The organism is Rhodococcus sp. JS3073 (assembly GCF_026810085.1).
Taxonomy (GTDB): domain Bacteria; phylum Actinomycetota; class Actinomycetes; order Mycobacteriales; family Mycobacteriaceae; genus Rhodococcus_F; species Rhodococcus_F wratislaviensis.
Genome location: NZ_CP113951.1, coordinates 4,441,211 through 4,454,451 on the forward strand (window position 1 = coordinate 4,441,211; position 13,241 = coordinate 4,454,451).

9 protein-coding genes are annotated in these 13,241 nt (G+C 68.7%); all 9 read left to right on the top strand.

Going from position 1 to position 13,241, the window contains the following annotated elements:
* The first annotated feature begins 88 nt into the window (after window positions 1-88).
* The gene (locus OYT95_RS20105) at window positions 89-1,792 is read left to right on the top strand and encodes a PucR family transcriptional regulator (protein WP_268788786.1); all 1,704 of its coding nucleotides are present in this window, start codon (window positions 89-91) and stop codon (window positions 1,790-1,792) included.
* A 164-nt stretch (window positions 1,793-1,956) separates the two neighbouring features.
* Window positions 1,957-3,384 (top strand): uracil-xanthine permease family protein, encoded by a 1,428-nt coding sequence (locus OYT95_RS20110; protein ID WP_128640626.1) that lies wholly within the window; start codon window positions 1,957-1,959, stop codon window positions 3,382-3,384.
* Window positions 3,385-3,460: 76 nt separating this feature from the next.
* A complete protein-coding gene (locus tag OYT95_RS20115; protein WP_268788787.1) occupies window positions 3,461-4,372 on the top strand; it encodes an FAD binding domain-containing protein in 912 nt (303 codons plus the stop codon).
* Between the two features lie 2 nt (window positions 4,373-4,374).
* The gene (locus OYT95_RS20120; RefSeq protein WP_037230237.1) at window positions 4,375-5,019 is read left to right on the top strand and encodes a (2Fe-2S)-binding protein; all 645 of its coding nucleotides are present in this window, start codon (window positions 4,375-4,377) and stop codon (window positions 5,017-5,019) included.
* Window positions 5,016-7,514, top strand: coding sequence for an aerobic carbon-monoxide dehydrogenase large subunit (gene cutA, locus OYT95_RS20125; RefSeq protein WP_268788788.1), 2,499 nt, complete (start codon window positions 5,016-5,018; stop codon window positions 7,512-7,514). Before OYT95_RS20120 ends, cutA begins: the two co-directional genes overlap by 4 nt.
* On the top strand, window positions 7,511-8,167 hold the full coding sequence (locus OYT95_RS20130) for an SRPBCC family protein (RefSeq protein WP_037230233.1): 657 nt from the start codon (window positions 7,511-7,513) through the stop codon (window positions 8,165-8,167). Before cutA ends, OYT95_RS20130 begins: the two co-directional genes overlap by 4 nt.
* A gap of 182 nt (window positions 8,168-8,349) precedes the next feature.
* Window positions 8,350-10,452: a hydantoinase/oxoprolinase family protein gene (locus OYT95_RS20135; protein WP_112299968.1), complete on the top strand. Its 2,103-nt coding sequence runs from the start codon at window positions 8,350-8,352 to the stop codon at window positions 10,450-10,452.
* On the top strand, window positions 10,449-12,398 hold the full coding sequence (locus tag OYT95_RS20140) for a hydantoinase B/oxoprolinase family protein (protein WP_268788789.1): 1,950 nt from the start codon (window positions 10,449-10,451) through the stop codon (window positions 12,396-12,398). The genes OYT95_RS20135 and OYT95_RS20140 overlap by 4 nt, the downstream gene beginning before the upstream one ends.
* Window positions 12,399-12,402: 4 nt before the next feature.
* A complete protein-coding gene (locus OYT95_RS20145; protein WP_268788790.1) occupies window positions 12,403-13,215 on the top strand; it encodes an NmrA family NAD(P)-binding protein in 813 nt (270 codons plus the stop codon).
* Window positions 13,216-13,241: the final 26 nt, after the last annotated feature.

Genomic DNA, 13,241 nt, shown 5'->3' on the forward strand with positions numbered 1-13,241 from the left:
TCGTTTGACGGGTATTCGGGTCGCGACTTAAGGTCACACTTTCGCGCCATCCGGGGCGAGTATCGGATCAGGTGAGCAGGGTGTTGCAGTGACGGCGAGGGATGTCGGTAGTTCCGCTCCCGGGTTCCGCGCAGCCGCCGACACCGGCGACGGGCCTGGTCCGGGCGTTGCGCCGCAATCGTTCGCCGACCTGCTGCTGTCCGATCTCCTCGTCTCCCCGATCCTGGTCGCCGGCGAGACCGGCACGTCCCGCGAGGTGTCGAACGTCGCCGTGATGGCGGTGCCGGACATCGGACCGTGGCTCCGGGCCGGACAGTTGCTGATCACCACGCCCGCGGTTCTCGGCCGGCTGGCCGAGCCGATCGACGCGTTCCTGGCCCGGCTCGACAGGCGAGGCGTCTCCGGGCTCGCCATCCGACTCGACGACCCCACCGCGACGCTGCCGGCCGAGATGTCCGATGCGGCCGACGAACTCGGGCTTCCCGTCGTCGTGGTCTCAGACCTGTATTCGCAGGTCCACCCGCTGTCCGGTGCTCTCGCGGAGTTGTCGGCCCGGCAGGTCGACGCCGTGTTCGAGGCGGACCGGCTGCGGAGAGTGCTCGTTGACGTCGTGATGGCCGGCGGTGGATTCGCCGAACTTGCTGTCGCGGTTGCGGGTGAACTGGGCGGGGCCGTGCTGATCACGACACCCGACGGACGTCAGTTGTGCCGGGCAGGCGACGAGTCCGAGCTGAACCGGCTGGCGTCGAGCGCGGCGCTCGACTCCACCGGGCGGGTCCGCACCGATTCGACGGAAGGCGGTCTCGGACTGCACCGGCTGGGCGACGAGTTCATCGCGGTCTCAGCGATTTCGGCCAACGGCATCGATCACGGGCGGCTGGTGCACTTCAGCGCCGGGCACCCGCTGCGCAGCGAAGACCTGTATCTCGTCGAGCAGGCGGCGGCGGTGTGCGCCCTGGTGGTCGCCCGCGAACTGGTCGTGTCCTCGGTGGAGGAGAAACACCGCGCGAACTTCGTGCGGGACCTGCTGCTGGGCCGCGGCGGCGAACACGAGCACGTCGTCGCGCACGCCAAGACGTTCGGCTGGGACCTGGACCGTCCCGTGGTCGTCGTGGTGATCGAACCCGATCCGGTCGGCGAGGACGAGCCGTCGATGCCCACCCGGATGCCCCTCGTCGAGCGGCAGGCGCGGGCATTCACGAGCGCCGTCGCGGGCCGTGACACGGGCGCCGCTGTCACCGCGCTGGCGACGGAGACGGTGATCCTGATGGGTGTCGGCACCGACACGATGAACCTCGTCCACGAACTCGTCGCCTACGTGCGCGGCGACGGCGGCGGCGGGCGCAGGCCCTTCGGGGTGGGGGTGTCCCGGCCGACGGACTCGGTGGACGGGATCCCGGCCCTCTACGGCCAGGCCCGGACCGCGCTGAAGGTGGGACGGCAGATCACCGGTGCCTGGGCTGTGACGCATTTCGACGACCTCGGCGTCTACCGGCTGCTGAGCCTCGTCGAGGACGACCGCGAACTCGAGTCGTTCGCCACCGAGACCCTCCGCGAACTGACCGCCGACACGGCCGAGGCGCAGGACATGCGGCGCACCCTCGAGGTGCTGCTCGCCACCAACATCAACATCGCCGAAACCGCACGTCAACTCCACTTTCACTACAACACCCTGCGGTACCGGGTGGTGAAGCTGGAGAAGATGCTCGGGTCGTTCACCGACCACCCCGAATTGCGGCTCGACTTGTCTCTCGCCCTCAAGATCATGGCGATGCGCGGCATCAATTCCTAAAGTTGCCAATTTCGCCGGGCACGCACTGGCAGATTCTTCTCACGCCGGGTGGCTGACGCTGTAATAACGTTTCCCTCCTATCGAGGTGCAACTGTGACATGCGGCACATCATCGGAGCTGGCCGCGGGCACCCCTGCACCGTCACCTGTCTGAAAGGTCACCCTATGCCTATCTGGACACTGCACGGAGATGGCAAGACCATCGCGCCCGGGGAGGTCGTCGCCCCGAGCGAACGGCTGACCTGGGGTCGCACGATCGGGCTCGGCGGGCAGCACGTGGTCTCGATGTTCGGGGCCACGTTCGTCTTCCCGATCATCATGGGTCTCAATCCTCAACTGGCCGTGATGATGTCGGGGTTCTGCACCCTGTTCTTCCTGCTGGTCGTCAAGGGCCGGATCCCCAGCTACCTGGGGACGTCGGCCGCGTTCGTCGGCGGCATCGCCGCCATCCGCGCCCAGGGCGGCACCTCGGCGCAGGTGACGGGGGCGATCCTGGTGTCGGGTCTCGTGCTCGCCGGGATCGGCGTGCTGATCCACTTCCTCGGCGGCGGGGTGGTGTTCAAGATCCTGCCGCCCGTGGTCACCGGCGCCGTCGTGATGCTGATCGGGTTCAACCTGGCCCCGGTCGTGGCAGGCACGTACTGGCCGCAGGACCAGTGGGTCGCGTTGACGGTGATGGTCGTGCTGGTGGTGGCGAGCGTCGCGCTCCGCGGATTCCTCGGACGGGTCGCGATCTTCCTGACGCTGCTGTTCGGATACGTGCTGTCGTGGGTGCTCGACCTGACGACCGGCATGATCACGTCGTACGACCCGGTCGCCGGCGGGGTCACCGAGCACTTCCGGGTCAACTGGGACGGCGTCTCCTCGGCGTCGTGGATCGGGCTTCCGCCGTTCTCCGACGAGGCGAACGGCATCGTGGGCATCCACGCGCCGTCGTTCAGTCTCACGTTCATCGTCCTCGTACTGCCCGGTGTGATCGCCCTGATCGCGGAGAACGCCGGACACGTCAAGGCCGTCGCCGAGATCACCAAGACCGACCTCGACCCGATGATGGGACGCGCCCTGATCGGCGACGGCCTGGCCACCACCATCGCGACCAGCGTCGGCGGATCCCCCACGACGACGTACGCCGAGAACATCGGCGTCATGGCCGCGACGAAGGTGTACTCCACGGCCGCATACGCCGCGGCGGGCGTCATCGCGATGCTGCTGGGCTTCTCCCCCAAGTTCGGTGCCGTCATCTCCGCGACCCCGGGCGGCGTGCTCGGCGGAATCACGGTGGTGCTCTACGGGATCATCGGCCTGCTCGGCGCGAAGATCTGGAAGGAGAACGGCGTCGACTTCGGCAACCCGCTCAACCTGATGCCCATCGCCGCCGGCCTGATCATCGCGATCGGTGACACGGAGCTGACGTTCACGGACAGCTTCTCCCTCAGCGGCATCGCGCTCGGCACGATCGTCGTGATCGGGATGTACCACCTGTGCCGGGTCATCGCCCCGAGGGACACCGACGACACCGGCACCGGCCGACACCACCCGAAGCCGACCGCGGACGACGGAACGGCCCCGGATCGGGTCGGCCAGCTCACGTGATCTGCCATCGTCAGCACGTGAGTTTTGTCACTAGTTCACGAAACGTCGAGCGTACGATACGGGCAGGATCTGAGGAATGAAACCGTCGCCACTGACTTATCACCGACCTCGGTCGATCGACGAGGCCTGTCAGATCCTCGCGGACGTGGCTCACGAGGGAAAGGTGCTCGCGGGCGGGCAGTCGCTGATCCCGTTGCTCTCGATGCGGCTGGCCGCGCCGGCGCATCTCGTCGACATCGGATCGATCCCCCGGCTGGACGCGGTGTCGTCGTCACGCGAGCTCGGTGTCACGTTCGACGCACTGACCACCCATTCGGTGCTCGAATCCGACCGCGGCGCCGCCCAGGTGCAGCCGCTGATCGGCCGCGGGCTGCGTCTCGTCGCACACCCGACCATCCGCAACCGCGGCACGACGGTGGGCTCGATCGTTCACGCCGACCCGTCCGCCGAGATGCCGGCCGTGCTCGCGCTGCTCGGTGGCTCGGTCACCGTGCGTTCCGTGCGCGGGGTCCGGGAAATCCGCTCGACCGACCTGTTCGCCGGGCCGCTCGAAACGACGCTCGAGCCGGACGAGATCGCCACGAGCGTCACCGTCCCGGCCGCCGAGCCCGGTGTCGGGACGGCGATCGACGAGATCGCCCGCAGGCACGGCGACTACGCACTCGTCGGGGTCGCGGCGCAGGTGCGGGTCGAGGGCGGCGCGGTCGCGGAGGCCCGGATGACGTACGTGTCGGCCGGCGAACTCGGTGAGGTCGTCGACTACACGGACGTGCTGCGGGGTGCATCCGCGACGGACGACCGGGACCCGTTGTGGCGGAATCTGTCCGAGTTCGCGCGGGAGCGGATCGACACCGAACCCGACATCCACGCCACGGCGCGGTACCGGTCGCAGCTGGTGGCGGCGCTGACCGCCCGGGTCGGGTTCGCGGCCGCGCAGGATGCAGTGCTCGACATTGCCGCCGTGCACGCGTCGGCGGGAGGAAGGTGACCATGGCAAAGGCAACGCGCAGCATCGACGAGCAACTCGCCGAACTGCAGGAGGACACGGGCGAACAGCACGTCGCGGTGACGTTCACGCTCAACGCGGTGACGCAGACGGTGGTGCTCCCGTCGCGCACGCTCGCATCCGACGCGATCCGGCATCATCTGCGCCAGACGGGCACACACGTCGGGTGCGAGCACGGGGTCTGCGGCGCATGCACCGTGCTGCTCGACGGGAAACCGGTGCGGTCGTGCCTGGTGCTCGCGGCGAGCCTCGAGGGCCGGGAGATCACCACCGTCGAGGGACTCGTCGAACCCGACGGCACGCTGCATCCGGTGCAGCAGGCGTTCATCGACTGCCATGGCCTGCAGTGCGGATTCTGCACTCCCGGCTTCGTGACGACCATCGCCGCATTCCTCGAGGAGAACGACTCGCCCACCCGCGAGGAGGCCACCGACGCGATCGCGGGCAACCTCTGCCGGTGCACCGGGTACCAGAACATCCGGGCGGCCGTGCTGCGCGCCGCGGAGATCAAGCGCGAGCGTTCGGGCGAATTCCCGCTCGGCAAGGACGACGAGTCGGCACGGGCCTCACTCGACCCGAAGGTCCGCGGCACGACCAACCCCGTCGGTGGAAGGGCAGGGCGAGCATGAGCGTCACGAAACCCCGCACCGAGCCCGCGCGGACCAAGGGCGCCGACGCGCCCGCAGCGGCGGAGAAGTTGTTCGGCAAGCCGATTCCCCGCACGGAGGACGCCCGGCTCCTGTCCGGCAACGGCCGCTACCTCGACGATCTGGGCCACAACGCGCTCATCGCCGCGTTCGTCCGATCACCGCACGCGCATGCCCGCATCACGGGGATCGACATCGATGCCGCGCTCGATCTGCCCGGTGTGCACGCGATCTACACGTACGACGACCTCGCGGACGACTCCCCGGAAATGGCGGAGAACCTCCCCCTCCTCATCCCGCATCCGGCGATCACCGCCCCGCGCAACGGGTATCCGCTCGCCAAGGACGAGGTGAACCATGTCGGCGAGGCGATCGCGATGGTGGTCGCCGACAACCGGTACATCGCCGAGGATGCGTGCGCCAAGATTGATGTCACGTACGAGATGCTCCCACCGGTCGTGGGCATCGACGTGGCGCGGCAGGCGGACAACGCCGTGCACGCGGACGTCCCCGACAACGTCGCGGCGCACCTGCAGCACGGGTTCGGCGACGTGGACGCGGAACTGGCGAACGCGCCGCACCGGCTGACCCTGAACCTCGAGATCGAGCGGTCGGCGTCGATGCCGATGGAGGGCAAGGGCGTCTACGCGCGCTGGGACACCGACGAGCAGGCGCTCACGTTCTGGACGTCCACGCAGACGTCGACGTCGGCCCGAGCGGCGATCGCGGCCCGACTCAAGATGGCGCACAACAAGGTCCACTGCATCGCACCCGACGTCGGCGGCGGCTTCGGCGTCAAGATCGTCCACCCGTGGCCGGAGGAGGTCATGGTCACCTGGGCCGCACGGCGGCTCGGGACGGCGGGCATCTCGAGCGAGGTCAAGTGGGTCGAGGACCGGCGTGAGCACTTCGTGTCGAGCGCGCACGAGCGCGGCCAGATCCAGGAAGTGACGGTCGGATTCGACGACGACGGCACACTCCTCGCGTTCGACTTCACGTTCTGGCACGACAACGGCGCCTACCTCCCGTACGGCATCATCGTCATGCTGAACACCTCGACGCAGGTGCTCGGGCCGTACAAGCCGAAGTCGTTCCGGGTGGACGCGTATTCGCTGTACACGAACACCGTCATCGTCACGCCCTACCGCGGGGCGGGCCGCCCGCAGGCCGTGTTCGCGATGGAACGGGCGATGGACGCGATCGCGAAATATCTCGGCAAGGACGTCATCGAGGTCCGCGAACACAACTTCATCCGGCCCGAGGAGATGCCGTACGACTTCCACCTCACGTTCCAGGACGGTCGCCCCCTGATCTACGACACCGGCAACTACCAGGCCGGGATCGACAAGCTCAAGAAGCTCATCGACTGGGACGGGTTCGCCGAGTACAAGAAGCAGGCGAAGGCCGAGGGCCGGGCCGTGGGCATCGGGATCGGAGCCTACGTCGAAGGCACCGGACCGGGCCCGTACGAGGGTGCCCACGTCCTCGTCGAAACGTCCGGGAAGGTCAAGGCCGCAACGGGTCTGACTACCCAGGGGCAGGGACACCAGACGGCGTTCGCGCAGATCGTCGCGGACGACCTCGGCGTGCCGGTCACCGACGTGGAGATCGTCACCGGCGACACCCGCCGATTCGGCTATGCCGTCGGCACGTTCGCGTCCCGTGGCGCGGTGATGTCGGGTTCGGCGTTCCACGTGGCCGCGCGGATGGTGGCGGAGAAGGCCCGCACGATCGCCGGTGAGGCGCTGAATCTCGATCCCGCCGAACTGGAACTTCGTGGTGGGCACGTGTGCAAGATCGGTACGGTGCCCGGCGCCGAGGGCACGTCCATCTCGCTGGGTGTGGTCGCCGTGCTGTCGAACCCGCTGCGCTACGCGTTCGACGACGCGTCGAGGCAGGCCACCGGATTCGCGAAAGCCGATACGGACATGACGATTCCGCCGGTCCGGGAGGGCGAACAGCCCGGGCTCGAGGCCACCGGCTACTACTCGCCCCCGACGTCGACGTTCGCGTCCGGCGTGCACGCGGCGATCGTCGAAACCGATCCCGTGACGGCGGAGATCCACGTGCGGCGGTACGCCGTGATCCACGACTGCGGCAACGTCATCAACCCGCGGATCGTCGAGGGCCAGGTCATGGGCGCCGTCGCGCAGGGTGTCGGTGGCGCGCTGTACGAGAAGATCGTCTACGACGAGCACGGCCAGATGCTCAACGCGTCGTACATGGATTTCCTGATGCCGTTCGTCACCGAGATGCCCGACTCGCTCGAGATGGACCACACCGTCACCCCGTCCGGGCTCAATCCCCTCGGGATGAAGGGCGCAGGCGAGGCGGGCGTGATCCCGACGTCCGCCGTCATCGCGGCGGCGATCGAGGACGCGGAAGGCATCCCGATCACCTCCATGCCGATATCCCCTTCAGAGTTGTTCGAGCTTCGCCTCGCACACGCGTCGTCACAGAGCAAGGAGAACGAATGAGAATCGCCGGCACCGCCCTACTGACGGCCCCACCGGAGGCCGTGTACGACAACCTGCAGGACGGACGGGTCCTCGCGGCGACCATCCCCGGGGTGCAGTCCCTCGAGCAGCTCAGCGACAACCATTACAAGTTGTCCATCACCGCGGGTGTCGCGTCCATCAAGGGCACCTATGACGGCGAAGTGATTCTGTCGCAGCAGAATCGGCCCCAATCGTTCGTGATGACGGCATCGGGAGCCGGCGCCCCCGGCACCGTCAAGGCCGACGTGACGGTGCGGCTCGAGGAACGCGACGGCGGCACCCTGCTCAGCTACGACGCGGACGCCGTCGTCGGCGGCATGGTCGGGGGCGTCGGGCAGCGGATGATCACCGGTGTCGCGAAGAAGATGGCCGGGGTGTTCTTCAAGGGCATCGACGGCGTGATCGCCAACGGCATCCCACCGGCCGAGGTCGCCGCGGCGGCGGGCGAGGCGCCTGCGGTCGCCGGTGTCGCGGCGGCAGCCCCGGTTCCCGCGGCGGCCGCCGCGCGGGTGCGGGTACCCGAGGGAACCTCCACGACAACCGTTCTCGCGTCGGCCGCACTGGGCGCGGGTATCGCCCTCGCCGGTGTTCTCGTCGGCGGCATCCTCGTGCGGGGCACCTGCACGAAGTAGCGTCGCGAACACCTCGTCACCCAGCACCCCGAACCGTCCGGTTCGGGGTGCTGTCGTCTGTGCAGGGGCACCCGGTCGCGGGCAGCGCCGAACGAGGACCGGTGAGTTCGGCGATATGTGACAAAGAAACGGGGCGGCGGAAGCGGTGCAATTGCCTTACAGAGACGAGCCCAGGAGGAATCGTGGAATCCAGAAAGATTCGGGTCGGTATCGACACCGGCGGAACATTCACCGACGTCGTGGCTGTGGACGAGGAGTCCGGAGCCGTCGTCACCACCAAGACACCCTCGACGCCTGCCGACCCGGCGCAGGGATTCCTCACCGGAATCGAGAAGGTGCTCGCCAAGCTCGGCGAGACCGGCGACGCGATCGGCGCCGTCAGCCACGGCACCACCGTCGCCACCAACAAGCTCCTCGAAGGCAAGGTCGAGAACCTCGGGTTCATCACCACCGAGGGCTACGAGCACGTGCTCGAGATCGCCCGCCAGTCCGTCCCCGACGGCTACGGCAACTCCTACTTCTGGGTCAAGCCCGACCGCATCGTTCCCGCCGACCGCGTCCGCACCATCGGCGGCCGGCTGGCGTTCGACGGCAGCGAGATCCGCCCCCTCGTCGAGGACGACGTCCGCACGGCCGCCCGCTTCTTCGCCGACCGCGGCATCCGCACCATCGGCGTGTGCCTCATGCACTCCTACGCCAACCCGAGCCACGAGACGCGCGTGCGCGACATCCTCCTCGAGGAATACCCCGAGGCCACGGTGAGCATTTCCAGCCAGGTGCTGCGCGAGTACCGCGAATACGAGCGGTCCATCACCACGCTGGTCGACGCGGCCGTGAAGCCGAACATCCGCAACTACGTGAACAACATCGCCAACCGGCTGCGCGAATTCTCGTCCGACGAGGGCGAGGCCCGCGACATCCCGTTCTACGTGATGAAGTCGAACGGCGGCGTGCTCTCCGCCAAGGAGGTCGTGCACCAGCCGATCACGACGGTGCTGTCCGGCCCGGCGGCAGGCGCACTCGGTGCGGCGCTCATCGCGAGCGTCGCGGGTGTCGAGCAGGTCCTCACGTGCGACGGCGGCGGAACGTCGACCGACGTCACCGTCGTGGTCCGTGGTGAGCCCGCGCTCACCACCGAGGGTCGGGTCGGGGCGTACCCGTCGAAGATCCCGATGATCGACGTCGTCACCGTCGGCGCCGGCGGCGGCTCCATCGCCTGGCAGACCCCCGAGGGCACGCTCCGCGTCGGACCGCAGTCGGCGGGCGCCGACCCCGGCCCGCTCTGCTACGGCAAGGGCGGCAGCGAGCCGACGATCACCGACGCCCACGTGCTGCTCGGCCGCATCCCACCCCACCTGCTCGGCGGCGAGATCCCCCTCGACACCGAACTGGCCCGCAAGGGCGTCGAGCAGCTCGCGCACCAGCTGAAGCTCGACTTCGAGGCCTGCGCCACCGGCATCCTCGAGGTGTCGGCGTGGAACCAGGCCAACGCGCTGCGGCAGATCACGGTCAAGCGCGGCCTCGACGTCCGCGACTTCACCCTGGTCACGTTCGGCGGATCCGGTTCGCTGCTCGCCTGCCGGCTCGTCGACATCCTCGGTCTCAAGGACGTCCTCGTCCCGCTGAACCCGGGCAACGTGTCCGCGTTCGGGCTGCTCACGGTCGACGTCCGCAACGACTACGTGCAGACCCACGTCTGCAGGCACGACCGGCTGGAGATCGAGGAACTGCAGTCGGGGCTGGACGCGCTCGCCGCCGAGGCGGAACGGGCACTCGCCGACGAGGGCTTTGGGGAGTCGGAGCGCAAGTACGCGCGCTCGGCGGATCTCCGCTACCTCGGCCAGGCCTTCGAGGTCCGGGTGCCGGTCGGTGAGGGTGCCGTCACCCAGGAGCTGATGGACGAGGCCGCGGAGCGGTTCCACCAGGCACACCAGGAGCTGTACGGCTACGACTTCCGCGGCGACCCGCACCAGCACGTCGAGTGGGTCAACCTCCGCGTCAGCGGCATCGGCCCAATCAAACGCCCGACGCTGAACGAGATTGCGGCGGGGACCGGGGCCGAGTCCGCGGTGACCGGCACCCGTCCGGCCTACTTCGACGAGTGGGTCACCACCCAGGTCTACGACCGGGCCCGGCTCGGCGCGGGCGACGTCCTCGAGGGTCCGGCGGTGATCGAGGAATTCAGCTCGACCATCCCCGTGCACCCCGGTTTCCAGGCGCGGATCGACACCTTCGGCAACATCCGCATCACCAAGATCGCCGACTCGAACGGAGCGAACCGATGATCGTCACCACCGAACCCGTTGCAGTGCAGGCGGCCAAGCCCTACCGGCTGACACCGGTCGACGGCACGACGCCCGACCCGGTGCTGGTGGAGATCGTCGCCGGCTACCTCGCCAGCGTCGAGATGGAGGTCGAGACGTCGATCTCGCGGACCTCCCGCTCCCCCATGATCCGCGACGCGCACGACTTCCGCGCCGGTATCCACGACCGTAACCTCCGGAAGCTCACGGGCCGTTCGTATTCGGCGCTGGTGCACCCGGTGGCGCGGGACTTCCCGCTCGACACGATGAAGCCCGGCGACGTCTACTTCCACAACGACGTCTACCTGTCCGAAGGCGGCATCGGCCACCTCCCCGACCTCTGCGTCACCGTCCCGGTGTTCGCCACCCGGCCGGGCGACGCGGAACCGTCCGTCGTCGCGTTCGTGCAGGCGTTCGGCCACCACGACGACATCGGCGGCTGCTGCCCGGGATCGATGCCCTCGGGCGCGACCACGGTGTACGAGGAGGGCCTCATGGTCCCGCCGATCAAGCTGTGGGATCAGGGTGTGCCCAACGAGGCGGCGCTGCGGATCATGACCCGCAACTCGCGGATGCCCGACGCGCTGGCCGCCGACCTCGACGCCGAGTGCTCGGCGTGCCTCATGGGCGCCCGCCGCCTCACCGAGCTGTTCGAGCGGTACGGCTGCGACACCGTCGAGGCCTGCTTCGACGCGATGATGGACGCGACCACCGAGACGTACCGGCGGGAGATCCTCAGCAAGATCCCCAAGGGCGAGTACACGTGGGAGGACTACGCCGAACACGACGGCGTCGACGAGCCCATGCTGCACCGCCAGCGGATCACGCTCACCAAGACCGGCCCGGAGGACGAGGGCGGCGAACGCCTCATCCTCGACTTCAACGGCACCGGACCGCAGGCCAAGGGTCCCATCAACCACTGCGGTGACTACGCCGACGGCAACTTCCTCATCAAGTGGCTCGCGCCGATCCTGCGCAACCTCGCCGACAGTCCCGAGCGGATGGCGGAACTCGACGTCAACGAAGGTGTCGTGCCGTTGATCGAGATGAAGTTCCCGGAGAAGGGCACGCTGATCACCCCGATCTTCCCGGCGCCCACCAACGCCCGGACGTTCGTGATCCTGCGTCTGCTCGGTGTGCTCGCCGGCGTCGTCGCGAAGGCCGTCGACGGGAACATGCCCGCCGACCAGGAAACCATCCGCTACACGGGTGTGTACGGCGAGGACTTCGACGGGCACTCGTACCTGATGCGCGAGGTGCTCGGCGGCGGTTCCGGCGGCAGGCACTACGCGGACGGTGAGGACACCATCCACGTCGTTCCCGACTCGCGGAACCTGCCGACCGAGTTCACCGAGAGCCGGTTCCCGTTCATCGTCGAGAAGCTGGGCCTGGCGAAGGATTCCGGCGGCGCCGGACGCTACCGCGGCGGCCTCGGCTACGAGAAGCACATCCGGATGCTCAAGGACGCGAACTTCATGTCCATCGCCGACCGCTCGATCCTCTCCTGCTGGGGAGTCAAGGGCGGCAAGGCCGGACGGCCCTTCTCGGTGGTCCTCGACCCGGGCGGCCCGAACGAGCGCGAGTTCGACGCGCTGACCGACGCCGAACCGATCAAGGCCGGCGAAGTGGTGCGCATCCGCACCACCGGTGGCGGCGGCTGGGGCGACCCACTCGACCGGCCGGTGGAGGAAGTCGTCCGGGACGTGCTGTGGGGCAAGGTGTCCGCCGAGGGTGCACGCGTCGACTACGGTGTGGTGCTCGCGTCGTCGACCGGGGAACCGGCCGCGGACGTCGACGCCACCGAGGCGTTGCGCGAGCATATGCGCAACGACCGCGGACTGGACGAGCCGTTCTTCGACCGCGGTCCCGGGTACGAACGCCTCTCCGGCGGTGCGAAGTTCGCCGAATTCGACTTCATCGACCGGTGATCCGATGACCGAGTCACTCTCCCGCGGCACCGAGATCGCAGTCCTCGGCGCCGCGGGGAAGACCGGAGCCGCCGCCGTCGCGGCGCTCGATGGGCTCGCCGACGTACGCCGGGTGGTGCACACCGCCCGGCGTCCCGGCGACTTCGCCGTCGACCTCGAAACGGGCGCGGGACTGGACAGGGCGCTGTCGGGTTGCCGGGGCGTGTACTTCATCGCCCCCAACGTGCACCCCGACGAGCCGGCACTGCTGCGAAACGCGCTGGCGGCGGCCGTGTCCGCGGGGGTCGAGCACGTCGTCTACCACTCCGTGGCCTGGCCGTACACCCCGCTCATGCCCCACCACGTCGACAAGGCGCGGTGCGAGGACGTGCTCAGGACGTTCGGCGGGCTCCGGTGGACCGTCCTGCAGCCCTGCGCCTACGCGGAGAATTTCGGGGCGGTGCTGGACGGCTCGGCCACGACCGTCGAACTGCCCTACAGTCCCGACGCGACGTTCTCGTTCGTCCGGCTCGCGGACGTCGCGGGGGTGGCTGCGCGAGTGCTGTCGGAAGGCCCGGACATCCACCACGGCGCCACCTACGAACTCGGCGGCCCGGAAGCCCTCAGCGTCCGGGAACTGTGCGACCGGGCGGGTGGGCCGGTGTCGGTGAAGCAGGTGTCCGTCGACGAGTGGATGTCGCGGCACGGGCGGGACCTGACGGACGACGGTCGCGCGCGGTTGTCCGCGATGTTCGAGTTCTACGACCGGTACGGGTTCCTCGCGGGCGGCGCGATGTTCGAGTCGTTGCTCGGGCGCCCGCCCGCCCCCGTCACGTGAGTGGCAAAGCGTGCCGGGGCACACTT